We start from the raw sequence: 25,569 nt of genomic DNA, 5'->3' as shown, positions 1-25,569 counted from the left end.
AGGGACCATCCGGTGCCCGAGAAGGCCGACCTCCAGTCTGTGCTCGACCGTGCCGCGGACGGCGGGCGGATCACCCCGGAAGAGGCCCTCGACCTCTACCGTGATGCCCCCCTGCACGCGCTCGGCGCCGCCGCCGACGCCGTACGCCGCCGGATGTACGCGGGTACCGAGCACATCGCCACGTACATCATCGAGCGGAACATCAACTACACCAACGTCTGTGTCACGGCGTGCAGGTTCTGCGCCTTCTACGCGGCCCCCAAGGACACCGCCAAGGGCTGGACGCGCGACCTCGACGACATCCTGCGGCGGTGCGCCGAGACCGTCGAGCTCGGCGGCACGCAGATCATGTTCCAGGGCGGGCACCACCCGGACTTCGGGGTGGAGTACTACGAGAAGCACTTCGCGGCCATCAAGGAGGCGTTCCCGCAGCTGGTGATCCACTCGCTGGGAGCGTCCGAGGTCGAGCACATGGCGCGGATCTCGAAGGTGTCCGTCGAGGAGGCCATCACCCGGATCCACGCCGCCGGCCTCGACTCCTTCGCCGGCGCCGGCGCCGAGCTGCTCCCCGCCCGTCCCCGCAAGGCCATCGCCCCGCTCAAGGAGTCCGGGGAGCGCTGGCTGGAGATCATGGAGACCGCGCACGGGCTGGGCGTCGAGTCGACGTCCACCATGCTGATGGGCACCGGCGAGACCAACGCCGAGCGCATCGAGCACCTGCGGATGATCCGTGACGTGCAGGACCGGACGGGCGGCTTCCGGGCCTTCATCCCGTACACGTACCAGCCCGAGAACAACCACCTGAAGGGCCGCACCCAGACGACCCTCTTCGAGTACCTGCGGATGATCGCGATCGCCCGGTTGTTCTTCGACAACGTCCGGCACATCCAGGGCTCGTGGCTGACCACGGGCAAGGAGGTCGGCCAACTCTCCCTGCACTACGGCGCGGACGACCTCGGCTCGATCATGCTGGAGGAGAACGTCGTCTCCTCGGCCGGCGCCAAGCACCGCTCCAACCGCCTCGAGATCATCGACCTGATCCGGAAGGCGGGCCGCGTCCCGGCCCAGCGCGCGACGACCTACGAGCACCTCCTGGTGCACGACGACCCGGCGAACGACCCGGTGGACGAGCGGGTCATGTCCCACATCTCGTCGACCGCGATCGCCGGCGGCACCGCGCACCCCGAGCTGAAGCTCCTCGCTTCCAACTAGGGTCCTCTTGCTGACGATTCACGCCGACTCCCGGGGCCGTGCCCTGGCCGTCGAGGGAGCCGGGATCGCCGCCGCCGGTCCGCTGGAGCAGCTCGTCGCCGCGTATCCGTCGGCGCGGGTGCGCCGGTGGCCCGGCATCCTGACGCCCGGTCTCGTCAACCCGCACGGCACGGAGTTGCTGGAGGGGGCCTACCACCCCGACCCGCGCGAGGCCGACGAGCTGGGCACCGAGCCGCTGACCGGGGACGCGCTCACCGCCCTGGCGCCGGACGACGCCCGCTGGGGCGCGAGCGCCCGGCGCGGGGTGCAGCGCATGCTGGCCCACGGCACGGTCGCGGTGGCCTGCGGGGAACTGCGCCGGCGCACGGTGCGGGACGCCGTGGCCCGCTCCGGCCTGGCGGTCGTGGACCGGCCCGCACCGCGCCCCGGTGGGGTGCCCTCGCTGGATCCGTACGCCTGTGGTCTGCCGGTGGAGTTCGCCCCGCCCCGGGAACGCGGCTCCGCCGCCCGTTTCGCCGTCTTCGACGTGCCCGACGAGACGGCCCTGTCGGCCCGCGGTGCGGGAACCTGCGTGGCCACGGTGATCGAGGGCCGCCTGGTGTACCGACGGCGCTGAGCGGGAACCCGCCGTTCTTCAGCCCGTGAACGCCTCCGCGAACGCTCCCGCACTCTGTTCGACCCCGCTGCAATTGGTCAACGCGTCATCCGTGGCGGAGCCGTCCTCACACTGCTGGTCGCGGAAGGTCGACCACATGGACACCCAGGAGATGCCCTTCTCCTCGGCGAACGTCCGTACCTGTGCCGCGTCCGAGAGCGAGAACGTCTCGTTGTCGACGTCGTTGGTGCCGATCATCGAGGTGAGCGCCATCCCCTTCCACGCGGCTGCGTCCGTCGTCCCGAACACCTTCTTGAGCTGAGCCTGCGCGGCCGTCGCCGAGGTGACCGCGTAACCGCCCATGTCGCCGGCGTACGACTCGCCGTAGTTCATCGTCATGAGGTTGACGGTGGAGACCTGGACGTCGTACTTGTTCGCGGACGCCAGCAGCGCCAGGCTGTCGGCGTCCAGCCCGGAGGGCATCACCGGGAGGGTGAAGGACACTTCGAGGTCCGGGCGCTCCTCCTGAAGGGCGGAGATCGCCTGGGAGCGCAGGGCGACCGAGTCGGAGTCGGTCAGTTCGTCGCCCTCGATGTCGAAGTCGGCCTGGGTGGAGCCGGCCGCGTCGAGCGCCTCGCCGTACGCCTCCGCGAGTTCGGACACGCTGTCACAGGTGGCCGCCAACTCCTTGCCGGAGGCCCCGCCGAAGGACACGCGCGCCGTGGCACCCGACTCGGTCAGCGCCGAGATACGGGACTTCACGGCGGAGTCGTCGATGGCGTTCGTACCGTTCCATTTCGGTGTACAGCCACTTCCGCCGGAGATGACGAACGCCAGGTTGTACGACGTCGGCGAGCCGGCCGAGTCGTTGTCATTGGCCTCCACCGCGCTCACGTAGGGCGCGTAGGAGGTGCCGGTACTCGATGATGTGGCGCTGGGCGATGGTGAGGGACTGTTCGCCTGTTCGCTCTCCGCGGGTGGTGCCGCGTCCGACGTGGTGTCGGACCCCGCGGAGCATCCTGTAACGGCCAGGGCAAACAGGCAGGTGACCCCGGCCATCGGCATCAGGAAACTCCTCATTGCGTATGCACCCGCTCTCGTGATTTCTGTCTCAGCATGGAAACAAAGCGCGTTTCCCGAATAGAAATGTCTCACAAGTGGGCGGATCGCGCGGGAACAGTGGACACACAGACAGTTCATGGAGGTAACCGCGCAAAAGGTGATATCCACCTGCCCAAAAGGGATAATCAACCCTCCCATGACGGGCAGGCGCCGCGCAGGGGATTCGGGGATCTCTCAGGGAAGAGACAGGTTCACCTGTTTCTCATGGGTCTCTCACAAGCGGCGCAGAGTTTGTGCCACATAAAGGCTCTCTAATATCCGTGGAATGCAATCCGAGCCTGCCATCGAAAGCCGTGCCGCTGCTCGCGGCAGCCGTCGCAGCCGCAAACGTGACGTCGCCTCCGCCGAGGGGCCCGTGTTCGTTGACAACTCCGGGCGCAGGTCCAAGCTGCTGCGCCGGATCGGTCTCCTCATGGGGGTCGGCTGTCTTGTGTACGCCGTCGTCCTCGGCGCCGCCTTCATGGGCTGGGGCACCTCCCTGGCCCCGTCCTCCCTGCTGCCGTTCGGCAACGGAGGCCCGCGCGGCTCCCAGAACTCCGGCCCCGGCGGCGCCCAGCCGCAGGGCGGTATCGGCACCCCGCCCTCGAGGCCCACCGGCACTCCGCCCACGGGCGTCGCCACCGGCGAGCCGCCGAGCTCCGCCCCGACCGCGACCGCCTCCGCGGCCGCCAACTGACCGGAGTTCAGCCACTCCCATGACGACCACTTCCTCTCGCGGCCGCCGCCGTGCTCCGACCCGCATGTCCCGTGCGGCGGGCAAGGCCGCGGCGCTGCAGAAACCGCGTGTCATCCTCGCCCTGCTGCTTCTGCTCGCGCTGACCAGCGTGATGCTCCTCGACGGCTATCTGCGCGCCGAGGTCGGCGGGGACCAGCGCGTGCGCACCGGGGCCAGCGCCGGCAAGGTGCCCGACAAGGTGCTCGACGGCGGCCCGATCCTGACCTTCCAGGGCGGCCAGGCCACCACCGTCTCGGTGCCGGACAAGACGATCGCGCTGACCTTCGACGACGGGCCGAACCCGACCTGGACGCCCCAGGTGCTGAAGATCCTCCAGGAGTACGACGTGCCCGGCACGTTCTTCCTGGTCGGCTCGATGGTCTCGCGCTACCCGAGCATCGTGAAGGACATGGTCGAGGAGGGCAACGAGGTGGGGATCCACACCTTCACCCACGTCGACCTCTCCTACCAGTCCGACGCCCGCGTCGACCGTGAGATGGAGCAGACCCAGCTCGCGCTGGCGGGCGCGGCCGGCATCACGACGACGCTCTTCCGCGCCCCGTACTCCTCCGAGACGGACGCCATCGACAACTACAGCTGGCCCATCTACAAGAAGCTGGGCGAGGACGGTTACACCAGCGTCTTCGTCGACACGGACAGCGACGACTGGAAGAAGCCGGGCGTCTCGAAGATCATCAAGTGGGCCACGCCGGAGGACGGCAAGGGCGCGTCGGTGCTCTTCCACGACGCGGGTGGCGAGCGCTCGCAGACGATCAAGGCGCTGCCGACGTACATCAAGAAGATGAAGGCCGCGGGCTACACCTTCACCACCATCAGCGGTGTGATGCAGGAGCAGAACGCCGCGGCCCGCCAGGCCTCCGGCACGGGTCAGCAGCAGGCCGCGGATGCCGGGGCCGGCGCGGCGACGGCGACCGAGGGGACGACGGGAACCGAGGGAGCTGCCGCAACCGAGGGGGCTACCGGCGAGCAGCCCGGCAACGTGCCCAACGGCGAAGGCGGCACCGACGGCACCGGCGCGAACGGTGGCACCGGTGGGACCGGCCAGACCGTCAACCGGCTCCAGGCGGCCCACCGCGAGGCCACCGGCGTGACGCTCTACGAGGGCAAGGCGCTCATCGCCGCGGTCACCCTCGCCGAGTGGACCGTCCCGACGCTGTCGGTGGGGCTGATGGTCGTCGGCGTGGCCGTCATGGGCCGGTTCGGGATGATGCTGATCCTGGCCCGCCGGCACTACAGAAAGCGCAACAAGCGCCGCTTCAGCTGGGGGCCGACGGTCACCCGGCCGGTCAGCGTGATCGTCCCGGCGTACAACGAGAAGGAGTGCATCGCCAACACCCTGAAGTCGCTGGCGAAGAGCACCCATCCGATCGAGATCATCATCGTGGACGACGGTTCGGACGACAACACGTCCGAGATCTCGCGCGAGGCGGCGAGGGCCCTCGGCATGACCAACGTCCGCGTCATCCGGCAAGAGAACGCGGGCAAGCCGGCCGCCCTCAACAACGGTGTCCGCAGCGCCAGTTACGACATCGTCGTGATGATGGACGGCGACACCGTCTTCGAGCCGGACGCCGTGCACCAGCTCGTGCAGCCCTTCGCCGACCCGAAGGTCGGCGCGGTCGCCGGCAACGCCAAGGTCGGCAACCGCGACACGATCATCGGCGCCTGGCAGCACATCGAGTACGTGATGGGCTTCAACCTCGACCGCCGCATGTACGACCTGCTGCGGTGCATGCCGACCATCCCCGGCGCGATCGGCGCGTTCCGCCGCGAGGCCGTGCTCGAGGTCGGCGGCATGAGCGAGGACACCCTCGCCGAGGACACCGACATCACCATCGCGATGCACCGCGGGGGCTGGCAGGTCGTCTACCAGGAGCACGCCAAGGCCTGGACGGAGGCGCCCGGCTCGCTGAAGCAGCTGTGGTCCCAGCGCTACCGCTGGTCCTACGGCACCATGCAGGCGCTGTGGAAGCACCGCAAGTCCCTGACGGACAAGGGGCCTTCGGGTCGCTTCGGCCGGGTGGGCATGCCGCTCGTGGTCCTCTTCCAGATCGTCACCCCGGTCTTCGCCCCGCTCATCGACGTGTTCACGATCTACTCGATGATCTTCGTCGACTTCCAGGCGGCCCTGCTGGCCTGGCTGGCGGTCCTCGGCGTCCAACTGGGCTGCGCGGCCTACGCGTTCCGCCTGGACCGCGAGAAGTACCGGTACCTGCTGATGATGCCGCTGCAGCAACTGGCCTACCGCCAGATGATGTACCTCGTCCTCATCCACTCCTGCATCACCGCCCTCACCGGCGGCCGCCTGCGCTGGCAGAAACTGAAGCGCACCGGTGAGGTCGGCACCCCCGCCGGGGCGAGCTGATGAGCTGGGAGCAGCAGGGCTTCGGCCAGGGGTACGGGCCGGGTCCGGATCAGGGAAACGGCTACGGACCGGGGCAGCAGGGCCACGAGTACGGGCATCCGTCGTCGTATCCGTACGGGTACGAGGGATACGACGGGTACGGGCAGCAGCCGTATCCGCAGCAGCCCTACGCACAGCAGTACGGGCAGCAGCCGTATCCGCAACAGCCGTATCCGCAGCAGCCCTGTGCGCAGGAGCACGCGCAGAACGCGGAGTACGGGCAGGGTGTCGCCGTCGACGAGACGGCGCCCCTGCCGGCGGTGGACGCGGACCCGGACCCGGGTCCCGTTCGGGATCCCGAGGCTCCGGCGACGGCCGGCACCGTCACCGAGAAGGTGACGGAGGAGCCCCCGCCCCGGTCCGAGCCCGCTGCTCCCCAACGCGACCGCTACTTCGACACGCTCCGCGCCCTCGCCCTGATCCGTGTCGTCGCCTACCACACGTTCGGCTGGGCCTGGGCGGGCATGGTCTTCCCCTCCATGGGGATCATGTTCGGCCTGGCCGGCACCCTGATGGCGAAGTCCCTGGAGCGTCCGGCGCTGAAGGTGGTGAAGAGCCGCTTCCGCCGGCTCCTTCCCCCCTTCTGGTTCTGGGGCGTCTTCGTCGTCCTGGCGATGCTGATCCACGACTGGATGCCGGGCTGGGAGATCGTCTACTGGGTCGTGCCGCTCGGCGACCCGCCGGGAATCGCCTGGGGCCAGCAGGCCTGGGAGATCCTCTGGTACCTGCGGACGTACCTCTGGTTCGTCCTGCTCTCCCCGCTGCTGCTACGGCTGTTCCGGCTCGCGCCGGTCCCCGTGCTGGCGCTCTCCCTCGCGCCGATCCTGGTGCTCACCTTCGTCTGGGCGGGCCCGGACAACCGCGTCGGCACCGCGATGTGGGACCTGTCGACGTACCTCTTCTGCTGGATGCTCGGCTTCGCGCACCGCGACGGCGTCCTCCAGCGCATGAAGCCGGCCCTGGTGGTCGTGATGTCGCTCGCGGCGATCGGGTTCGGCGGCTGGTACGCCTTCACCCACCAGACCGAGTTCGGCACCTACGACCTCGACGAGGACCCCCTCGCGCAGGCGTTCTGGTCGGCGGGCTTCGTCATGCTGCTGATGTGGGCGAAGGCGCACTTCGGGATCGACTTCGCCTGGCTCACCCGCTTCCGGCGCACGAACCGGATCGTCACCGTCTTCAACGCGCGCGCGGTGACGATCTACCTCTGGCACGAGATCGCCCTGATCCTGGCCGTGCCGCTGATCGACCGGTTCTGGGACATCCCCGCCTTCGAGAAGTACCTGCCGCTGGAGAGCCAGTGGTTCATGTTCAGCGTGGGCTGGCTGCTGATCGCCCTGTTCGTGCTGCTCTGCGGCTGGGTCGAGGACGTCGCGGCACGGAAGAAGCCGAGGCTCCTGCCGTGAGCCGGTGAGGAGGGGGCTGCCACAATGGGCGGGTGACCCGTGCTTCCCTGAACAAGCAGCCCCACGAAGTCGCCTCGATGTTCGACCGCGTGGCGGAACGGTACGACCTGACCAACGACGTCCTGTCGCTCGGCCAGGACCGGAGGTGGCGCAAGGAGGTCGCGAAGGCGGTCGACGCCCGCCCCGCCCAGAAGGTCCTGGACCTCGCAGCGGGTACGGCGACCTCCTCCCTTCCCTTCGCGCAGACCGGCGCCTACGTCGTCCCGTGCGACTTCTCCCTCGGCATGCTCCAGGTCGGAAAGAAGAACCACACCTGGCTGCCGTTCACCGCCGGGGACGCCACGCGACTGCCCTTCAAGGACGACGCCTTCGACGCCGTCACCATCTCCTTCGGCCTGCGCAACGTGCAGGACTTCGACGCGGCCCTGCGCGAGATGTACCGGGTGACCCGGCCCGGCGGACGCGTCGTGATCTGCGAGTTCTCGCACCCGACCTGGGCGCCGTTCCGGACCGTCTACACCGAGTACCTCATGCGCGCGCTGCCCCCGGTCGCCCGCGCGGTCTCCTCCAACCCGGACGCCTACGTCTACCTCGCCGAGTCCATCCGCGCCTGGCCCGATCAGCCCGCCCTCGCCGAACACCTGCGCAAGGCCGGCTGGTCGAAGGTCGCCTGGCGCAACCTGACCGGTGGCGTGGTGACCCTGCACCGGGGCTTCAAGGAAGCCTGAGGCACGGATCACGGATCACGGAACGCGGCCACGGCTCGGGCCTCGTGGGACGGCCGCGCGGCTCGGGCCGGCTGTGCGGCTCGGCCGGCTGCGTCGCCGCTACCCGGTGATCGCCTCGAAGGGACGGCCGGGCCGGTCCAGCTCGCGCTGCAGTCCGCCCCCGCCCGGTCTGGGCACCCGAGGCTCGCGCACGCCCGTGCCTCCGCCGCCCTCTCCTTCGCCGAACTCGAACCACACGGTGACGACGGCGCCGCGCGGCACCTCGACCCCGGGTGGCGGGTACTGCCGTACGACGTGGTCCACGACCGCGCGGTGGAACTCGGGCCGGTCCGGTGCGGCCAGCAGCACACCTTGCGCCGCGGCCGCCTCGCGCGCGTCCACGGCCATCAGACCGACGAGTCTCGGCACGCGCACGTCGGGTGTATTGGGTGGTATGAGCACAAATGTCACCCCCAGCGGTACTGGAAGGGTAACCGCACGGGGGTGTCGTCCGGAAGGGTCGAGTGTCTTTCTGTAGCCAAAGACTACGGAGAGTTACTTCCGGCTCGGGTGGCTGAGGTCACCAGGCGAGCCGGTAGCAGCGCCCCTCCCGCTTCGGCTCCGGTGTCGTGAAGACCTCCGCGAGCCGCATGCCCAGCCGCTCCGTGACGGCGATGGACCGGGCGTTGCGCGCGTCGACCATGGCCACCACCCCCGGCACCCCGGCCGCCCGCACCCGCTCCAGCGTCATCTGCGCGGCCGCCGTCACATACCCCTGCCCCCAGTGCTCCCGCCCGAGCCGCCACCCGATCTCGATCTCGCCCTTGGGGCCCCACTGCTGCGGCCACGGCTGGGCACCCGTGAACCCGATGACCCGGTCGTCCCGGTCCAGCATCGTCCACAGACAGAAGCCGTGCTCGGCGTCGTGCCGGCGCTGGCGGGCGGTGAGCTCCTCGTAGGCGGACAGTTCCGCGGACCTGCCGCCGTGGAACTCCATCACGTCCGGGTCGTCGAAGACCCGGTGCCAGGTGACCGCGTCCTCGTCGGTGGGGACACGCAGCCGTACTACGGGGAGAGCTCGGTTCACGGGGCAGCCCTTCAGCCGGGTGATCAATTCTGCTGAATAGACTGCCCATGTCCAGTGCCGGTCGGCACGAAGATTCCGAACTTGGGGAGATCCCGCCGTGACCGCCGTGAACGAGCTCCTCTCCGAAAGTACCGCCGATGTGATCGTCGTCGGCGCGGGGCCGAGCGGCTCCACGACCGCGTACTACCTCGCCAAGGCCGGACTCGACGTACTCCTCCTGGAGAAGACCGAGTTCCCGCGCGAGAAGGTGTGCGGCGACGGCCTCACCCCGCGAGCCACCAAGCAGCTCGTGGCCATGGGCATCGACATCTCCGAGGAGGCCGGCTGGCTGCGCAACAAGGGCCTGCGCATCATCGGCGGCGGGGTCCGCCTCCAGCTGGACTGGCCGGATCTCGCCTCCTTCCCCGACTACGGACTCGTCCGCAAGCGCGACGACTTCGACGAGCAGCTCGCCCGCCAGGCCCAGAAGGCGGGCGCCCGCCTCTACGAGCGCTGCAACGTCGGCGCCCCGATCGTCGACGAACGCACCGGCCACATCGTCGGCGTGCACGCCAAGCTGGGCGAGGAGAAGCGCGAAGTCACCTTCCGGGCCCCGCTCGTGGTGGCCGCCGACGGCAACTCCAGCCGTCTCTCGCTGGCGATGGGCCTGCACCGTCGCGAGGACCGCCCCATGGGCGTCGCGGTCCGCACCTACTTCACCTCCCCGCGCCACGAGGACGACTACCTGGAGTCCTGGCTGGAGCTGTGGGACCGCCGGGGCCCGGGCGAGGACCGCCTGCTGCCCGGCTACGGCTGGATCTTCGGCATGGGCGACGGGACGTCGAACGTCGGCCTGGGTGTGCTGAACACCTCCAACTCCTTCAAGGAGCTCGACTGGCGCGAGGTGCTCAAGGCCTGGTGCGCGTCCATGCCGCAGGACTGGGGTTACACCCCCGAAAACATGACCGGCCCGATCCGCGGCGCCGCCCTCCCCATGGCCTTCAACCGCAAGCCGCACTACACCAAGGGCCTGCTCCTGGTCGGCGACGCCGGCGGCCTGGTGAACCCCTTCAACGGCGAGGGCATCGCCTACGCCATGGAGTCCGGTCAGATCGTCGCCGACGTCATCGTGCAGGCTCACGCCCGCGCCACCCCCGCCCAGCGCGAACTGGCCCTTCAGCGCTACCCGCAGGTCCTCGCGGACACCTACGGCGGCTACTACTCGCTGGGCCGCGCCTTCGTGAAGCTCATCGGCAACCCGAAGGTCATGAAGATCGCGACCCAGCGCGGTCTGACCCACCCGCTGCTGATGAAGTTCACCCTCAAGATGCTCGCCAACCTGACGGACCCCACGGGCGGCGACGCGATGGACCGCATCATCAACGGCCTGAGCAAGGTGGCCCCGAAGGCCTGACCACGGCGGGGCCCCTCCGTAAGCGGAGCACCGGCGGCCCGGCGCGAAGCCCCTTCCCGCCGGCCCGCCATTTCGGCCTGCCACGCCGCCCGCCGGCCCACCACGTCAGCCGCCCGCCATGCCCGCCTGCCGCCCACCGGCCCGGCCTCGCGGCTGCGGCCCTACCGGGCCGGACCTAGCCGATCCGGCGCTGGATTGACGATGTGTCCGACATGTCGGTACATCATGCTCGATGTGACGCGACCCCGGCCCCGGCGGTGGCGCGGAGGGTGTCAGGCGTGGCCACGAGACCCGGCCGGCGCGCCCGTGCGCGGTCCCGGAACGGGGAGTGGTGCCTCCGGGTGTCCTGGAGGGCCAGGGGGCGGCTGAGGGCCTCTACGCGCGTCCTGGAAGCGGCTGCTGAGTCCTAGGGCGTGGCTGCTGAGCCCGTGCGTCAGGAGAGCGGCCGCGGCGCGCGGAGCCGCTCGTACCGGCCGCGCGCGTCGGCAGTGCCCGAAGGGCCGCTGCCCCCGAGCGGCTGCGGCCCTTGCGTGCGTGAGGTGCCCTCAGGGGCACCCGGGGGTGTCAGAGCACCCGTACCGCGCCGGTCGGCGGGTCGTACGACATCGGCTTCTCGGCCACACCGGTGGACGGGTTCTGCGCGCCGACGAACATGCCGTCGCCGACGTACACCGCCACGTGGTACGCGCTGCCCGCGCTGCCCCAGTAGAGGATGTCGCCCGGCAGCAGGTTGTCCAGCGACACCTGGGTGCCGAAGGTCGACTGGTCCTGCGAGACGCGCGGCAGGTCGACGCCGACCTGCTTGAAGGCGGTCTGCATGAGACCCGAGCAGTCCCAGGAGTTCGGGCCGGTGCCGCCGGAGACGTAGGCGTCGCCGATCTGTGCCTTCACGAAGGCGATGACGGCCGCGGCCGAACCCGTCGCCGTGGAGCTGCTCGTGCTGTCGGAGCTGCTGCTGCTCGACGTCGAGGTGAGCGTGGTCCGCTCGGCGGCGCGCGTGGCCCGCTCGGCGGCGGCCTTGCGGGCGGCCTCGGCCTTCTTCTTCGCCTCGGCCTTGGCGTCGGCGAGGTCCTTCTTGGCCTCCTTGGCGGCTGCGGTGGCGGCCGCGTCGCGCTCTGCCTGAAGCTGGTAGTTCGCCGCGGCCTGCTGCGTGGCCTGAGCGGACTGCGCGACCTGGGCGGCCAGGTCGCCCGTGAGGACGGGCAGTTCGAGCGTCTGCGTCACCGGCTCGGCGGCGTTGGCCGTGCCGGCTGCTGTGGCGACGGCCAGCGTGCCGAGGACACCACTGGCGACTCCGGCCCGCATCGCGATCGTCGACGCGCTGCGGCGGGGTTTCCGGTGGCTGCGTATGTGAGCGGTGTGGGACATGGGTACAACCGGTATCAGGGGCTCCTCCATACCTTCAAGAAACGTGTGCTGCGCCACAGTTGTTCAATGGGCGCCCCAAATTCCCTGGCCTGGGTTCTTTATTGACGCCGTAACGGACATTGCGGACGCAGGTGATCAAGCCTGTGATCATGGACTTTCGTCGTTACGCCCGGATTGCCCGCCACCTACCACCGGTGGAGACCGTTGGCCAAGCCCGGTTCTTAGGTGCCCCTCACGGATGTGGCGGAGGTCACGGAACGGTTACCGGAGCGGCCGCGTCCAGCGTGTCCGGCACGACCACCTCCGCTTGTGAACGCGTACACACGTCCACACCCCGCCCCCTCCTCCCCCTGATGTGTGAACGCGTGCCTCTATCAGGGCCCTGCGTCCATCACCAATTTGCATGCAAGGGAAGCCTCTTGATATGGAGACGACCTTCGATTCTTGCGGTGACGAGCGCAAATGTCACTTCTTGTGATCACTCTGACGCTTCACGTACGAAGATCACCGTCGATATGACTTCATGATCCTTCGTCAGGTGGTGGAGATCACAAAGCTTGTGTAATACCCCGTGTCGCAGATCACAGAGCGGCGGGCATAAGATGCGAGGCAGTTGGGCTTGTGACCTGCTTCACATGTTCGCGATCTTCGCCGGGACGGGCGGGGTTCGGGTGCCAGGGGCCGCAGAGTCCGACGTCATCGCCAGCAGTCAGTGCCGACTGAGAGGAGCGAGGAGCGGTGAACGCGTATGCGCCCATCCTCGTACTGGGAGCCCTCGGGGCAGGCTTTGCGATCTTCTCCGTGGTCATGGCCACGTTGATCGGGCCGAAGCGGTACAACCGCGCCAAGCTCGAGGCCTACGAGTGCGGTATCGAGCCGACCCCCACGCCGGCCGGCGGCGGGCGCTTCCCCATCAAGTACTACCTGACGGCGATGCTCTTCATCGTCTTCGACATCGAGATCGTCTTCCTCTACCCCTGGGCCGTCACCTTCGACGCCCTGGGTGTTTTCGGGCTCGTAGAGATGTTGCTCTTCGTGCTCACCGTCTTCGTCGCGTACGCGTACGTATGGCGGCGCGGCGGCCTGGAATGGGACTGAGGGGCCTTTAGCCATGGGACTCGAAGAAAAGCTGCCGAGCGGATTCCTGCTGACCACCGTCGAGCAGGCCGCGGGCTGGGTGCGCAAGGCGTCCGTCTTCCCCGCCACGTTCGGCCTCGCCTGCTGTGCCATCGAGATGATGACCACCGGCGCCGGCCGCTACGACCTGGCGCGCTTCGGTATGGAGGTCTTCCGGGGTTCGCCCCGCCAGGCGGACCTGATGATCGTCGCCGGCCGGGTGAGCCAGAAGATGGCGCCGGTGCTCCGGCAGGTCTACGACCAGATGCCGAACCCCAAGTGGGTCATCTCCATGGGCGTGTGCGCCTCCTCCGGCGGCATGTTCAACAACTACGCGATCGTCCAGGGCGTCGACCACATCGTGCCCGTCGACATCTACCTCCCGGGCTGCCCGCCGCGCCCCGAGATGCTCATGGACGCGATCCTCAAGCTCCACCACAAGATCCAGAACGGCAAGCTCGGCGTGAACGCCGAGGAGGCGGCCCGCGAGGCGGAGGAAGCGGCGCTCAAGGCCCTGCCCATGATCGAGATGAAGGGGCTGCTGCGGTGAGCGACGCAAACGGCACCCACGGCGCGAACGGCCCCGCGAACGGGTCGAACGGGGTGAACCCCGAGAAGGATCTCTCCGCCTCCAACCTGCCAGGTCAGCGCGGCCAGGGTGGTGAGGAGGTCCGTGTCCAGCGCGGCATGTTCGGCGCCAACAACGGCGGCGACACCTCCGGATACGGCGGCCTGGTCCGCTCCGTCCGGCTCCCGGGAGCGGCGAGCCGGCCCTACGGCGGCTGGTTCGACGAGGTCGCCGACGAACTCGAGGGCGCACTGGAGGAGCAGGGTCTGCTCCCCGCCAACGCGATCGAGAGGACGGTCGTCGACCGCGACGAGCTCACCTTCCAGATCGAGCGCGAGCACCTGCTCCGGGTGGCCCGCACCCTGCGAGACGACCCGGCCCTGCGCTTCGAGCTCTGCACCGGCGTCAGCGCCGTGCACTACCCGAACGACAAGGGGCGTGAGCTGCACGCCGTCTACCACCTGCGCTCGATCACCCACAACCGGTTGATCCGCCTGGAGGTCAGCGCCCCGGACGAGGACCCGCACATCCCGTCCCTGGTCTCCGTGTATCCCACGAACGACTGGCACGAACGCGAGACCTACGACTTCTTCGGGATCGTCTTCGACGGTCACCCGGCCCTGACGCGGATCATGATGCCGGACGACTGGCAGGGCCACCCGCAGCGCAAGGACTACCCCCTCGGCGGCATCCCCGTCGAGTACAAGGGCGCCCAGATCCCGGCTCCGGACCAGCGGAGGTCGTACTCATGAGCACGCAGTCAGCATCCGCCCGTGAGACCACCGAGGGCACTGTATATACGGTCACCGGTGGCGACTGGGACGAGGTCGTCCAGTCCGCGACCCGCGCCGACGACGAACGCATCATCGTCAACATGGGTCCCCAGCACCCCTCCACTCACGGGGTGCTCCGGCTGATCCTGGAGATCGAGGGCGAGACGGTCACCGAGGCCCGCTGCGGCATCGGCTACCTCCACACCGGCATCGAGAAGAACCTCGAGTACCGCACGTGGACCCAGGGCACCACGTTCGTGACGCGCATGGACTACCTGACGTCCTTCTTCAACGAGACCGCCTACTGTCTCGCCGTCGAGAAGCTCCTCGGTGTCGAGGACCAGATCACCGAGCGAGCCAAGATCATCCGGGTGCTCCTGATGGAGCTGAACCGGTTGTCCTCCCACCTGGTGTGCATCGCCACCGGCGGCATGGAACTCGGTGCCACCACGATCATGATCTACGGATTCCGTGATCGTGAAATGATTCTCGACATCTACGAGCTCATCACGGGCCTGCGGATGAACCACGCGTACATCCGCCCCGGCGGACTCGCCCAGGACCTGCCGCCCGGCGCGGTGGACCAGATCCGCGAGTTCGTGAAGAAGATGAAGAAGAACCTTCCCGAGTACGACAAGCTCGCCACCGGGAACCCCATCTTCAAGGCCCGTATGCAGGACGTCGGCTATCTCGACCTGGCCGGCTGCATGGCCCTCGGCGCCACCGGCCCGATCCTGCGGTCCACCGGCCTCCCGCACGACCTGCGCAAGGCGCAGCCGTACTGCGATTACGAGACATACGAATTCGATGTCCCGACCGCCGACTCCTGCGACTCCTACGGCCGCTTCCTGGTCCGCCTGGAGGAGATGCGCCAGTCGCTCCGGATCGTCGAGCAGTGCCTGGACCGGCTGCAGCCCGGCCCCGTCATGGTCGCCGACCGGAAGATCGCCTGGCCCGCCCAGCTCGCTCTGGGCCCCGACGGTCTGGGCAACTCCCTGGACCACATCAAGAAGATCATGGGCACCTCCATGGAGGCCCTGATCCACCACTTCAAGCTGGTGACCGAGGGATTCCGCGTCCCGCCGGGACAGGCGTACGCGGCCGTCGAGTCACCCAAGGGCGAACTCGGGGTGCATGCCGTCTCCGACGGAGGCACCCGCCCGTACCGGGTCCACTTCCGGGACCCGTCCTTCACCAACCTTCAGGCGATGGCAGCGATGTGCGAGGGCGGCCAGGTCGCCGACGTCATCGTCGCCGTCGCCTCCATCGACCCCGTTATGGGAGGCGTCGACCGGTGACCACCTCTTCTTCCGAGCGGGGCGTCAGCCTGGGTATGCCCGAACTGCCCGCGCCCGCCTACCCGGACGACGTCCGGGCCCGGCTGGAGGCGGATGCGCGCGAGATCATCGCCCGCTATCCCGACTCCCGGTCCGCGCTCCTGCCGTTGCTGCATCTCGTGCAGTCGGAGGAGGGGCACGTCACGCGCACCGGGATGCAGTTCTGCGCGGACGTGCTGAAACTGACCACGGCCGAGGTCACCGCGGTCGCCACCTTCTACACCATGTACCGGCGCCGCCCCAGCGGTGACTACCAGGTGGGCGTCTGCACCAACACGCTGTGCGCGGTGATGGGCGGCGACGCGATCTTCGAACAGCTCCAGGAGCACCTGGGCATCGGCAACGGCGAGACCACCGACGACGGCAAGATCACCCTGGAGCACATCGAGTGCAACGCGGCCTGTGACTTCGCGCCGGTCGTGATGGTCAACTGGGAGTTCTTCGACAACCAGACCGTGCAGAGCGCGAAGCGCCTGGTGGACGACCTGCGGATCGGTCACACCGTCTCGCCGACGCGGGGTGCGCCGCTGTGCACCTTCAAGGAGACCGCCCGGATCCTGGCGGGCTTCCCCGACGAGCGGGACGGGGCCGTCGAGGCGAGCGGCAGTGCGGGGCCGGCGTCACTGGTGGGTCTTCGCCTGGCAAGGGGAGAGACCGCACCCGCGCGCGTGGTCCACCCGCGGGACGGCGGGCCGCACGACGAGCCGCAGGACCGTGCGGTGCACGAGCCGTCGCCCGCGGAGCACCGGAGTTCGCACGACGCGCCACAGGACACGTCGGCCTCCGACCCGGCTCACCCGGCAGGACCTACCGCCGAGGAGGGGGAGTGATGACCTTGGCACCCGAGTTGAAAGGCAGCAGCCCGGAGAAGCTGCTCGCACCCGTGCTGTCGGCCTTCTGGGACGAGGACCGGTCCTGGAGTCTGGACGTCTACCGAAGGCACGAAGGGTACGAGGGCCTCCGCAAGGCACTCGCCATGTCGCCGGACGACCTGATCGCGTACGTCAAGGAGTCCGGTCTGCGAGGGCGGGGCGGCGCGGGATTCCCGACGGGAATGAAATGGCAGTTCATTCCGCAGGGTGATGGAAAGCCGCACTATCTAGTTGTCAACGCCGACGAATCGGAGCCCGGGACCTGCAAGGACATCCCGCTCCTCTTCGCGAACCCGCACAGCCTCATCGAGGGCATTGTGATCGCGTGTTATGCCATCAGGTCGTCTCATGCCTTCATCTATCTGCGTGGTGAAGTCGTCCCCGTTCTGCGGCGGTTGCACGAGGCCGTGCGCGAGGCCTACGCGGCGGGCTACCTCGGCGAGAACATCCTGGGCAGCGGACTCGACCTCGAACTCACCGTGCACGCCGGCGCCGGCGCGTACATCTGCGGTGAGGAGACCGCGCTGCTCGACTCGCTCGAAGGCCGCCGTGGTCAACCGCGGCTGCGCCCTCCTTTCCCTGCTGTCGCGGGCCTCTATGCGTGCCCGACTGTGGTGAATAACGTCGAATCGATCGCGTCAGTTCCCGCGATTCTGCAAAACGGCAAAGAATGGTTCAGGTCGATGGGAAGCGAGAAGTCCCCGGGCTTCACGCTCTACTCGCTCAGCGGCCATGTCGCCGGACCCGGCCAGTACGAGGCCCCGCTCGGTATCACCCTCCGCCAGCTCCTCGAGATGAGCGGCGGAATGCGACCCGGGCACCGGCTCAAGTTCTGGACACCGGGCGGCTCCTCGACGCCGATGTTCACCGAGGAGCACCTCGACGTCCCTCTCGACTACGAAGGAGTGGGTGCCGCGGGTTCCATGCTCGGCACCAAAGCTCTCCAGTGTTTCGACGAGACGACCTGCGTCGTTCGGGCCGTCACCCGGTGGACCGAGTTCTACGCCCACGAGTCCTGCGGCAAGTGCACCCCGTGCCGTGAAGGAACGTACTGGCTCGTGCAGTTGCTGCGGGACATCGAGGCCGGCAAGGGAGTCCTCTCCGACCTCGACAAGCTCAACGACATCGCCGACAACATCAACGGCAAGTCCTTCTGCGCCCTCGGCGACGGCGCCGCCTCGCCGATCTTCTCCTCGCTCAAGTACTTCCGCGAGGAGTACGAGCAGCACATCACGGGCCGCGGCTGCCCCTTCGACCCGGCCAAGTCGACGGTCTGGGCCGACAAGCACACGGAGGTGAACGCATGACGGTGACCACCAGCGCTCCCTCCGGAGGCGGCGAGGCGGCGGTCCCGCCGGAAGATCTCGTGACGCTGACGATCGACGGCGCCGAGATCAGCGTGCCCAAGGGCACCCTGGTCATCCGGGCAGCCGAGCAACTCGGCATCGAGATCCCGCGCTTCTGCGACCATCCCCTCCTCGATCCGGTCGGCGCGTGCCGGCAGTGCATCGTCGAGGTCGAGGGCCAGCGCAAGCCGATGGCGTCCTGCACGATCACGTGCACGGACGGCATGGTGGTGAAGACCCAGCTCAGCTCACCGGTGGCCGAGAAGGCACAGCACGGTGTGATGGAGCTGCTCCTCATCAACCACCCGCTGGACTGCCCGGTCTGCGACAAGGGCGGTGAGTGCCCCCTGCAGAACCAGGCCGTGTCGCACGGCCAGGCCGAGTCCCGCTTCGAGGGCAGGAAACGGACCTACGAGAAGCCCCTGCCGATCTCCACGCAGGTGCTGCTCGACCGTGAACGGTGCGTGCTGTGCGCGCGTTGCACCCGCTTCTCCAACCAGGTGGCGGGCGACCCGATGATCGAGCTGATCGAGCGGGGCGCGCTCCAGCAGGTGGGCACCGGCGAGGGCGACCCCTTCGAGTCGTACTTCTCCGGGAACACCATCCAGATCTGCCCGGTCGGCGCGCTGACCTCGGCGGCGTACCGATTCCGCTCCCGGCCCTTCGACCTGGTCTCCTCGCCGTCGGTCTGCGAGCACTGCTCCGGCGGCTGCGCCACGCGCACCGACCACCGGCGTGGCAAGGTCATGCGGCGCCTGGCCGCCAACGACCCCGAGGTCAACGAGGAGTGGATCTGCGACAAGGGGCGGTTCGCGTTCCGGTACCCCCAGCAGCGGGACCGGCTCGAAACGCCTCTGGTGCGCGACGCCGAGGGGGACCTCGTACCGGCTTCCTGGCCGGAGGCGTTGCAGATCGCGGCCCAGGGCCTGCTGGCTTCGCGTGGCAGGACCGGTGTCCTGGCCGGCGGCCGCCTCACCATCGAGGACGCCTACGCGTACAGCAAGTTCACGCGCGTGGCGCTCGACACCAACGACATCGACTTCCGCGCGCGCGTGCACAGCAGTGAGGAGGCCGACTTCCTGGCCGCCCACATCGCGGGCCGCGGCCGTGACCTCGACGGTACGGGCGTCACGTACACCTCCCTGGAGAAGGCGCCCGCCGTCCTGCTGGTCGGGTTCGAGTCGGAGGAGGAGGCGCCCGGCGTCTTCCTGAGGCTGCGCAAGGCCTGGCGCAAGCACGGACAACGGGTGTTCTCGCTGGCCACACACGTCACGCGGGGCCTGGAGAAGGCGGGCGGCACGCTGCTGTCGGCCGCCCCGGGCACCGAGACCGAATGGCTGGACGCGCTCGCGGGCGGCGTCGGCCTGGAGGACGCGGGCGGCCAGGCCGCCGAGGCGCTGCGGGCCGAAGGCGCGGTGATCGTCGTCGGCGAGCGGCTGGCCGGTGTGGCCGGCGGTCTCACCGCCGCCGTGCGGGCCGCCGCGGCGACCGGCGCCCGACTGGTGTGGATCCCACGCCGGGCGGGCGAGCGGGGCGCGATCGAGGCGGGCGCGCTGCCGTCGCTGCTGCCGGGCGGCCGCCCGGCCACCGACCCGCGCGCGCGTGAGGAGGTCGCCGCGGCCTGGGGACTGGCCGAGCTTCCGCACCGCTACGGCCGGGACACCGGGCAGATCGTCGAGGCCGCCGCGTCCGGCGAACTTCAGGCGCTGCTCGTCGCGGGCGTGGAGGTCGCGGACCTGCCCGACCCGGCACGCGCGCGTGCGGCGCTGGCCGAGGCGGGCTTCGTCGTGTCGCTGGAACTGCGGCCCGGCGAGGTCACCGAGCACGCCGATGTCGTCCTCCCGGTGGCCGCGGTCGCCGAGAAGGCCGGCACCTTCCTCAACTGGGAAGGCAGGGTCCGTTTCTTCGAGGCGGCACTGAAGCCCGACCAGATGACACGCCGACCGGCGCCCGCCGACGCGCGCGTGCTCCAGATGCTCGCCGACGCCATGGACGTCCACCTCGGTTTGCCGGACCTGCGCACCGCGCGCGCGGAGCTCGACCGGCTCGGCGCGTGGGACGGGCCTCGGGCCTCCGAGTCCCTGGAGACCGCCGCCCATCTGCCGCGTCCCGCCGCGGGGGAGGCCGTCCTCGCCGGACACCGCCTGCTCCTCGACCAGGGTGTCCTCCAGCAGGGGGACGAGGCGCTCGCCGGGACGCGGCACGCCGCACGCGCGCGCGTATCGCCCGCCACGGCCGCCGAAGTCGGCGTCAAGGACGGCGACATCCTTGCCGTGACCGGGCCCGCGGGGGTGGTCGAACTCCCGCTGCTGATCACGCAGATGCCCGATCGGGTCGTCTGGCTCCCGCTGAACTCCACGGGCAACGGCGTCGCCTCCGACTCCGGGGCGACGCCCGGCGCCCTTGTCCGCATCGGCCCGGCGACGCTCATCGCCGACGCGCCCAAGGAGGTGGAGGCATGAGCCCGTACCTCGCCGCTGAAGACCTCTCGATGTTCGGCCACGACCCCTGGTGGCTGGTCGTCGTCAAGGCCGTCTTCTGCTTCGCGTTCCTGATGGTGACCGTGCTGTTCTCCATCGTCTGGGAGCGCAAGGTCGTCGCCTGGATGCAGCTGCGGGTCGGACCCAACCGGCACGGTCCCTGGGGCATGCTCCAGTCCCTCGCCGACGGCATCAAGCTGATGCTGAAGGAAGACCTCATCGTCAAGCGCGCGGACAAGGCGGTGTACATCCTCGCGCCGATCATCGCGGCGATCCCGGCCTTCATGGCGATCGCGGTGATCCCCTTCGGTCCGGCCGGCAACGAGGTCTCGATCTTCGGCCAGCGCACCACGATGCAGCTGACCGACCTGCCGATCGCGATGCTCTACATCCTCGCGGTCGCCTCGATCGGCATCTACGGCATCGTGCTGGCGGGCTGGAGTTCCGGCTCCACCTACCCGCTGCTGGGCGGACTGCGGTCCTGCGCGCAGATGATCTCCTACGAGATCGCGATGGGCGCCGCGTTCGCCTCGGTGTTCCTCTACTCGGGGTCCATGTCGACGTCGACGATCGTCGAGGGGCAGCAGGACCGCTGGTACATCCTGCTGTTGCCTGTCTCCTTCATCCTCTACATCGTCACGATGGTCGGCGAGACCAACCGCGCCCCCTTCGACATGCCGGAGTCCGAGGGCGACCTGGTCGGCGGCTTCAACACCGAGTACTCGTCGATCAAGTTCGCGCTGTTCATGCTCGCCGAGTACGTGAACATGGTGACGGTCTCCGCGGTGGCGACCACCCTCTTCCTCGGCGGCTGGCGGGCTCCCTGGCCGATCAGCACCTTCTGGGAGGGCGCGAACCACGGCTGGTGGCCGATGCTCTGGTTCGTCGTCAAGGTGCAGCTGCTGTTGTTCTTCTTCATCTGGCTGCGCGGCACGCTGCCCCGCGTCCGCTACGACCAGCTGATGAAGCTCGGCTGGAAGGTCCTGATCCCCGTCTCGGTGACGTGGCTGATGCTCGTCGCGACCGTACGGACCCTGCGCAACGAGAACTACGACTTCGCCGAGATCGCTCTCTACGTCTGCGGCGGCGTCCTGACCCTGTTGCTGCTCTCCTTCATCGCGGACATGTTCCGCAACGCGGGCAAGGAGGCGCAGGCCCCCGCCGAGCCTGTCGGCTTCGACCCGATGGCGGGCGGGTTCCCCGTACCGCCGCTGCCGGGACAGGAGTTGCCGCCGGTACCCCGACGCCGCCCCCACCAGGAGCGAGAGCTCATTGTCAGTGGTGGAGTGGACACTGTGAGTGACGGATCGCTGGATGGAAAGGAGACGTCCGATGGCTGAGGAGCCCAAGGAGGCCGGGCAGACGAAGCCTGGCTTCCAGAACCCCGTGGCCGGCTTCGCCGTGACCTTCAAGGCCATGTTCAAGAAGCGGCTGACCGAGCAGTACCCGGAGGAGCAGAAGACCACAGCTCCCCGCTTCCACGGACGGCACCAGCTCAACCGCCATCCGGACGGCCTGGAGAAGTGCGTCGGCTGCGAGCTGTGCGCCTGGGCCTGCCCCGCCGACGCCATCTATGTCGAGGGCGCGGACAACACCGACGAGGAGCGCTACTCCCCGGGCGAGCGGTACGGGCGGGTCTACCAGATCAACTACGCCCGCTGCATCCTGTGCGGCCTGTGCATCGAGGCATGCCCCACGCGCGCGTTGACGATGACCAACGAGTTCGAGCTCGCCGACTCCAGCCGCGCCAACCTGATCTACACCAAGGAACAACTGCTCGCCGGCCTCGAAGAGGGCATGGTCGACTCGCCCCACGCGATCTACCCGGGTACGGACGAGCAGGACTACTACCGGGGTCTGGTGACGGAGGCGGCGCCCGGCACGGAACAGCAGCCGGCCGTCTCCAAGGGCGAGGGCCCGCAGGAGGCCGCCGCGACGTCCGGCGCGGACGATCCGACGTCGGAGGAGGTGGTCGGCCGATGAGCGCGCAACTCGCCGCCTACTCCACCTCGACCGGCGAGGCCTTCCAGTTCTGGGTGCTCGGCACCGTCGCGGTGATCGGCGCCCTGTGCACCGTCTTCATGAAGAAGGCCGTGCACAGCGCGCTCTGCCTGGCCGGCACCATGATCGTCCTGGCGGTGTTCTACCTCGCCAACGGCGCCTACTTCCTCGGCATCGTGCAGATCGTCGTCTACACCGGCGCGATCATGATGCTGTTCCTGTTCGTGGTGATGCTCGTCGGCGTCACGGCGGCGGACTCGCTGAAGGAGACCATCAAAGGCCAGCGCTGGCTGGCCCTCGTCAGCGGCCTCGGCTTCGGCCTCCTGCTGATCGCCGGCATCGGCAACGCCTCCCTGACGGAGTTCAACGGCCTCGCCGAGGCGAACGCGAACGGCAATGTGGAGGGCCTCGCCGCCCTCATCTTCACCAAGTACGTCTTCGCCTTCGAAATCACCGGAGCCCTGCTCATCACGGCCACGGTCGGCGCCATGGTGCTCACCCACCGCGAGCGCACCGAGCGGGCCAAGACCCAGCGGGAGCTGGCCGAAGAGCGTGTCCGTGAGGGCAAGCACGTTCCGCCGCTGCCCGCGCCTGGTGTGTACGCGCGGCACAACGGCGTGGACATCCAGGGGCTGCTGCCCGACGGCACTCCCTCGGAGCTCACGGTCAGCAAGACGCTGCGCGACCGCGGTCAGATCCGGGACGTGTCCGCCGACGCCCTGAACGACCTCAAGGCCCTGGAGCAGCGCGCTGAGGAGCGCCTGGAGCGCGCCGCCATCGAGCCGCCACACCTGAAGCGGACCGAGGAGGCGTCGAAGTGAACCCCGTCAACTACCTCTATCTCGCGGCACTGTTGTTCACGATCGGTGCGACGGGCGTGCTGATCAGGCGCAACGCGATCGTCGTCTTCATGTGTATCGAGCTGATGCTCAACGCCTGCAACCTCGCGTTCGTCACCTTCTCCCGGATGCACGGCAATCTCGACGGCCAGATCATCGCCTTCTTCACGATGGTCGTCGCCGCCGCGGAGGTCGTGGTCGGACTCGCGATCATCGTGTCGCTGTTCCGTTCCCGCCACTCGGCCTCGGTCGACGACGCCAGCCTGATGAAGCTGTAAGGGGTCGGAAGAATCGTGGAGAACCTGATTGCGCTGCTGATCGCGGCGCCCCTGCTCGGAGCGGCCGTCCTTCTGGTCGGCGGCCGTCGGCTCGACGCCGTCGGCCACTGGGTCGGCACGCTCCTGTCGTCCGTCTCCTTCGTGTTCGGTGTCATCCTCTTCAGCGACCTGCTGAGCAAGGACGCCGAGGACCGGACGCTGACGCAGCACCTGTTCAGCTGGATCCCGGTCGAGGGCTTCCAGGCGGACGTCGCCTTCCGCCTAGACCAGCTGTCGATGACGTTCGTGCTGCTGATCACGGGTGTCGGCTCGCTGATCCACCTGTACTCGATCGGGTACATGGAGCACGACGAGCGGCGCCGCCGCTTCTTCGGCTATCTGAACCTGTTCCTGGCGGCGATGCTCCTGCTCGTCCTCGCCGACAACTACCTGCTGCTGTACGTCGGCTGGGAGGGCGTCGGGCTCGCGTCCTACCTGCTCATCGGCTTCTGGCAGCACAAGCCCAGTGCCGCCACCGCCGCGAAGAAGGCCTTCCTGGTCAACCGCGTCGGCGACATCGGCCTGTCGATCGCCATCATGCTGATGTTCACCACCTTCGGGACCTTCGCCTTCGGCCCGCTGCTGGGGGCGGAGGGCGAGCCCGGCATCGCGGGTGACGCGAGTGAGGGCAAGCTGACCGCCATCGCCCTGATGCTGCTGCTCGCCGCGTGCGGCAAGTCCGCCCAGGTGCCGCTCCAGTCCTGGCTCGGGGACGCGATGGAGGGCCCGACCCCGGTCTCGGCCCTCATCCACGCGGCGACGATGGTGACGGCGGGTGTGTACCTGATCGTCCGCTCGGCGGCCGTCTTCAACGGCGCACCCGACGCGCAGCTCGTCGTCACCGTCGTCGGTGCCGTCACGCTGCTGTTCGGTGCGATCGTCGGTTGCGCGAAGGACGACATCAAGAAGGCGTTGGCCGGCTCGACCATGTCGCAGATCGGCTACATGGTGCTGGCCGCGGGCCTCGGCCCCATCGGCTATGTCTTCGCGATCATGCACCTGGTGACGCACGGCTTCTTCAAGGCCGGGCTGTTCCTCGGCGCGGGTTCGGTCATGCACGGCATGAACGACGAGGTCGACATGCGCAGGTACGGCGGCCTGCGCACGTACATGCCGATCACCTTCGTCACCTTCGGACTCGGCTACCTCGCGATCATCGGCTTCCCCGGTCTGTCCGGCTTCTTCTCCAAGGACAAGATCATCGAGGCGGCGTTCGCCAAGGGCGGTACCGAGGGCTGGATCCTCGGCGGCTGCGCCCTGCTCGGCGCGGCCATCACCGCGTACTACATGACGCGCGTGATGCTGATGACGTTCTTCGGTGAGAAGCGCTGGCAGCCCGACGCGGACGGCCACGAGCCGCACCCGCACGAGTCCCCGAAGTCCATGACGATCCCGATGATCGTGCTGGCGTTCGGATCGGTCTTCGCCGGTGGGTTCTTCAGCATCGGTGACCGCTTCCTGCACTGGCTGGAGCCTGTCACGGGCCACAGCCACGGCGACTCCCCGGTCAGCGCCCTGACGGTCACCCTCGCCACCATGGTGGTGCTCGTGATCGGCGTGGCGATCGCCTACGCCCAGTACGGCCGTCGCCCCGTCCCGGTCGTCGCCCCGCGCGGGTCGCTGCTCACCCGGGCCGCCCGGCGTGACCTCTACCAGGACGACTTCAACCACGTCGTCCTGGTCCGCGGCGGCGAGCACCTCACGCGCTCCCTGGTCTACGTCGACCACACCCTGGTCGACGGAGTCGTCAACGGCACGGCGGCCTCGGTCGGCGGCCTCTCCGGGCGCCTGCGCCGGCTCCAGAACGGCTTCGCGCGGTCGTACGCGGTCTCGATGTTCGGCGGTGCGGCGCTCCTCATCGCCGCGACCCTGCTGATGAGGGCGGTCTGA

General features: G+C 68.8%; 23 protein-coding genes. 19 read left to right on the top strand and 4 right to left on the bottom strand.

Translation table 11 applies throughout. From position 1 onward, the window contains the following. The first annotated feature begins 12 nt into the window (after positions 1-12). Both mqnC and OHU34_RS17920 read left to right on the top strand, forming a co-directional pair. Positions 13-1,212, top strand: coding sequence for a cyclic dehypoxanthinyl futalosine synthase (gene mqnC / locus OHU34_RS17925; RefSeq protein ID WP_142265656.1), 1,200 nt, complete (start codon positions 13-15; stop codon positions 1,210-1,212). Positions 1,213-1,219: 7 nt separating this feature from the next. Beyond that, complete coding sequence (locus tag OHU34_RS17920; RefSeq protein ID WP_142265657.1) at positions 1,220-1,828, top strand: hypothetical protein; 609 nt, start codon at positions 1,220-1,222, stop codon at positions 1,826-1,828. Between the two features lie 18 nt (positions 1,829-1,846). Here the strand turns inward: OHU34_RS17920 and OHU34_RS17915 are convergent, their stop codons facing one another. Continuing rightward, positions 1,847-2,887 carry a chitinase gene (locus OHU34_RS17915; RefSeq protein ID WP_405767188.1) on the bottom strand — a complete coding sequence of 347 codons (1,041 nt, stop codon included), beginning with the start codon at positions 2,885-2,887 and terminating at the stop codon, positions 1,847-1,849. Between the two features lie 307 nt (positions 2,888-3,194). Here OHU34_RS17915 and OHU34_RS17910 point away from each other — a divergent pair, with 307 nt between their 5' ends. The 4 genes from OHU34_RS17910 to OHU34_RS17895 are packed head-to-tail and all read left to right on the top strand — an operon-like array spanning position 3,195 to position 8,203. Beyond that, positions 3,195-3,605, top strand: a complete 411-nt coding sequence (locus OHU34_RS17910; protein ID WP_078615725.1) for a hypothetical protein — start codon at positions 3,195-3,197, stop codon at positions 3,603-3,605. A gap of 19 nt (positions 3,606-3,624) precedes the next feature. Continuing rightward, entirely contained in the window at positions 3,625-6,030 is a 2,406-nt protein-coding gene (locus OHU34_RS17905) for a bifunctional polysaccharide deacetylase/glycosyltransferase family 2 protein (RefSeq protein WP_230194945.1), read from the top strand. Beyond that, positions 6,030-7,475, top strand: a complete 1,446-nt coding sequence (locus OHU34_RS17900) for an acyltransferase (protein WP_405767185.1) — start codon at positions 6,030-6,032, stop codon at positions 7,473-7,475. The genes OHU34_RS17905 and OHU34_RS17900 overlap by 1 nt, the downstream gene beginning before the upstream one ends. A 32-nt stretch (positions 7,476-7,507) precedes the next feature. Next, complete coding sequence (locus OHU34_RS17895) at positions 7,508-8,203, top strand: demethylmenaquinone methyltransferase (RefSeq protein WP_020130133.1); 696 nt, start codon at positions 7,508-7,510, stop codon at positions 8,201-8,203. 99 nt (positions 8,204-8,302) lie between these two features. Here OHU34_RS17895 and OHU34_RS17890 read toward each other — a convergent pair whose 3' ends face one another. Together OHU34_RS17890 and OHU34_RS17885 are read right to left on the bottom strand one after the other, a co-directional pair. Further along, the gene (locus OHU34_RS17890; RefSeq protein WP_230194944.1) at positions 8,303-8,617 is read right to left on the bottom strand and encodes a PASTA domain-containing protein; all 315 of its coding nucleotides are present in this window, start codon (positions 8,615-8,617) and stop codon (positions 8,303-8,305) included. Positions 8,618-8,762: 145 nt separating this feature from the next. Beyond that, the gene (locus tag OHU34_RS17885) at positions 8,763-9,269 is read right to left on the bottom strand and encodes a GNAT family N-acetyltransferase (RefSeq protein WP_142265661.1); all 507 of its coding nucleotides are present in this window, start codon (positions 9,267-9,269) and stop codon (positions 8,763-8,765) included. Between the two features lie 106 nt (positions 9,270-9,375). On the opposite strand from OHU34_RS17885, the gene OHU34_RS17880 reads away from it, so the two are divergent. After that, positions 9,376-10,662: a geranylgeranyl reductase family protein gene (locus OHU34_RS17880; RefSeq protein WP_142267996.1), complete on the top strand. Its 1,287-nt coding sequence runs from the start codon at positions 9,376-9,378 to the stop codon at positions 10,660-10,662. 564 nt (positions 10,663-11,226) lie between these two features. On the opposite strand, the gene OHU34_RS17875 is transcribed toward OHU34_RS17880, so the two are convergent. Beyond that, positions 11,227-12,030, bottom strand: coding sequence for a C40 family peptidase (locus tag OHU34_RS17875; protein WP_020130137.1), 804 nt, complete (start codon positions 12,028-12,030; stop codon positions 11,227-11,229). A gap of 738 nt (positions 12,031-12,768) precedes the next feature. Between OHU34_RS17875 and OHU34_RS17870 the strand changes: the two genes are divergently transcribed. The 12 genes from OHU34_RS17870 to nuoL are packed head-to-tail and all read left to right on the top strand — an operon-like array spanning position 12,769 to position 25,569. After that, positions 12,769-13,128: an NADH-quinone oxidoreductase subunit A gene (locus OHU34_RS17870; RefSeq protein ID WP_007383963.1), complete on the top strand. Its 360-nt coding sequence runs from the start codon at positions 12,769-12,771 to the stop codon at positions 13,126-13,128. A gap of 13 nt (positions 13,129-13,141) precedes the next feature. Beyond that, a complete protein-coding gene (locus tag OHU34_RS17865) occupies positions 13,142-13,696 on the top strand; it encodes an NADH-quinone oxidoreductase subunit B family protein (protein ID WP_020130138.1) in 555 nt (184 codons plus the stop codon). Beyond that, the gene (locus OHU34_RS17860) at positions 13,693-14,466 is read left to right on the top strand and encodes an NADH-quinone oxidoreductase subunit C (RefSeq protein WP_230194943.1); all 774 of its coding nucleotides are present in this window, start codon (positions 13,693-13,695) and stop codon (positions 14,464-14,466) included. Before OHU34_RS17865 ends, OHU34_RS17860 begins: the two co-directional genes overlap by 4 nt. After that, entirely contained in the window at positions 14,463-15,785 is a 1,323-nt protein-coding gene (locus OHU34_RS17855) for an NADH-quinone oxidoreductase subunit D (protein WP_142265663.1), read from the top strand. The genes OHU34_RS17860 and OHU34_RS17855 overlap by 4 nt, the downstream gene beginning before the upstream one ends. Next, complete coding sequence (gene nuoE / locus OHU34_RS17850) at positions 15,782-16,654, top strand: NADH-quinone oxidoreductase subunit NuoE (RefSeq protein WP_327184532.1); 873 nt, start codon at positions 15,782-15,784, stop codon at positions 16,652-16,654. The genes OHU34_RS17855 and nuoE overlap by 4 nt, the downstream gene beginning before the upstream one ends. Continuing rightward, entirely contained in the window at positions 16,651-18,003 is a 1,353-nt protein-coding gene (gene nuoF / locus OHU34_RS17845; protein ID WP_200839768.1) for an NADH-quinone oxidoreductase subunit NuoF, read from the top strand. The genes nuoE and nuoF overlap by 4 nt, the downstream gene beginning before the upstream one ends. Then, positions 18,000-20,504 carry an NADH-quinone oxidoreductase subunit G gene (locus tag OHU34_RS17840; protein ID WP_142265666.1) on the top strand — a complete coding sequence of 835 codons (2,505 nt, stop codon included), beginning with the start codon at positions 18,000-18,002 and terminating at the stop codon, positions 20,502-20,504. The genes nuoF and OHU34_RS17840 overlap by 4 nt, the downstream gene beginning before the upstream one ends. Further along, a complete protein-coding gene (gene nuoH / locus OHU34_RS17835; RefSeq protein WP_142265667.1) occupies positions 20,501-21,862 on the top strand; it encodes an NADH-quinone oxidoreductase subunit NuoH in 1,362 nt (453 codons plus the stop codon). The genes OHU34_RS17840 and nuoH overlap by 4 nt, the downstream gene beginning before the upstream one ends. Beyond that, positions 21,855-22,505: an NADH-quinone oxidoreductase subunit NuoI gene (gene nuoI / locus OHU34_RS17830; RefSeq protein WP_142265668.1), complete on the top strand. Its 651-nt coding sequence runs from the start codon at positions 21,855-21,857 to the stop codon at positions 22,503-22,505. Before nuoH ends, nuoI begins: the two co-directional genes overlap by 8 nt. Further along, positions 22,502-23,344: an NADH-quinone oxidoreductase subunit J gene (locus OHU34_RS17825; protein ID WP_142265669.1), complete on the top strand. Its 843-nt coding sequence runs from the start codon at positions 22,502-22,504 to the stop codon at positions 23,342-23,344. Before nuoI ends, OHU34_RS17825 begins: the two co-directional genes overlap by 4 nt. Next, a complete protein-coding gene (gene nuoK, locus OHU34_RS17820; protein ID WP_020130147.1) occupies positions 23,341-23,640 on the top strand; it encodes an NADH-quinone oxidoreductase subunit NuoK in 300 nt (99 codons plus the stop codon). Before OHU34_RS17825 ends, nuoK begins: the two co-directional genes overlap by 4 nt. 15 nt (positions 23,641-23,655) lie before the next feature. After that, positions 23,656-25,569, top strand: coding sequence for an NADH-quinone oxidoreductase subunit L (nuoL, locus tag OHU34_RS17815; RefSeq protein ID WP_405767179.1), 1,914 nt, complete (start codon positions 23,656-23,658; stop codon positions 25,567-25,569).

It is taken from the genome of Streptomyces sp. NBC_00080 (assembly GCF_045041255.1).
In the GTDB taxonomy this organism is placed as follows: Bacteria; Actinomycetota; Actinomycetes; order Streptomycetales; family Streptomycetaceae; genus Streptomyces; species Streptomyces coriariae.
Note: the sequence above shows the minus strand (reverse complement) of the source record. Positions and strands in the feature narration are given on the sequence as shown.

Coding starts and splice junctions, on each gene's coding strand:
- OHU34_RS17915 (WP_405767188.1), bottom strand. CDS start 2,887: ATGAGGAGTTTCCTGATGCCGATGGCCGGGGTCACCTGCCTGTTTGCC.
- OHU34_RS17910 (WP_078615725.1), top strand. CDS start 3,195: ATGCAATCCGAGCCTGCCATCGAAAGCCGTGCCGCTGCTCGCGGCAGC.
- OHU34_RS17905 (WP_230194945.1), top strand. CDS start 3,625: ATGACGACCACTTCCTCTCGCGGCCGCCGCCGTGCTCCGACCCGCATG.
- OHU34_RS17900 (WP_405767185.1), top strand. CDS start 6,030: ATGAGCTGGGAGCAGCAGGGCTTCGGCCAGGGGTACGGGCCGGGTCCG.
- OHU34_RS17875 (WP_020130137.1), bottom strand. CDS start 12,030: ATGTCCCACACCGCTCACATACGCAGCCACCGGAAACCCCGCCGCAGC.
- OHU34_RS17865 (WP_020130138.1), top strand. CDS start 13,142: ATGGGACTCGAAGAAAAGCTGCCGAGCGGATTCCTGCTGACCACCGTC.
- OHU34_RS17855 (WP_142265663.1), top strand. CDS start 14,463: ATGAGCACGCAGTCAGCATCCGCCCGTGAGACCACCGAGGGCACTGTA.
- OHU34_RS17840 (WP_142265666.1), top strand. CDS start 18,000: ATGACGGTGACCACCAGCGCTCCCTCCGGAGGCGGCGAGGCGGCGGTC.
- nuoH (WP_142265667.1), top strand. CDS start 20,501: ATGAGCCCGTACCTCGCCGCTGAAGACCTCTCGATGTTCGGCCACGAC.
- nuoI (WP_142265668.1), top strand. CDS start 21,855: ATGGCTGAGGAGCCCAAGGAGGCCGGGCAGACGAAGCCTGGCTTCCAG.
- OHU34_RS17825 (WP_142265669.1), top strand. CDS start 22,502: ATGAGCGCGCAACTCGCCGCCTACTCCACCTCGACCGGCGAGGCCTTC.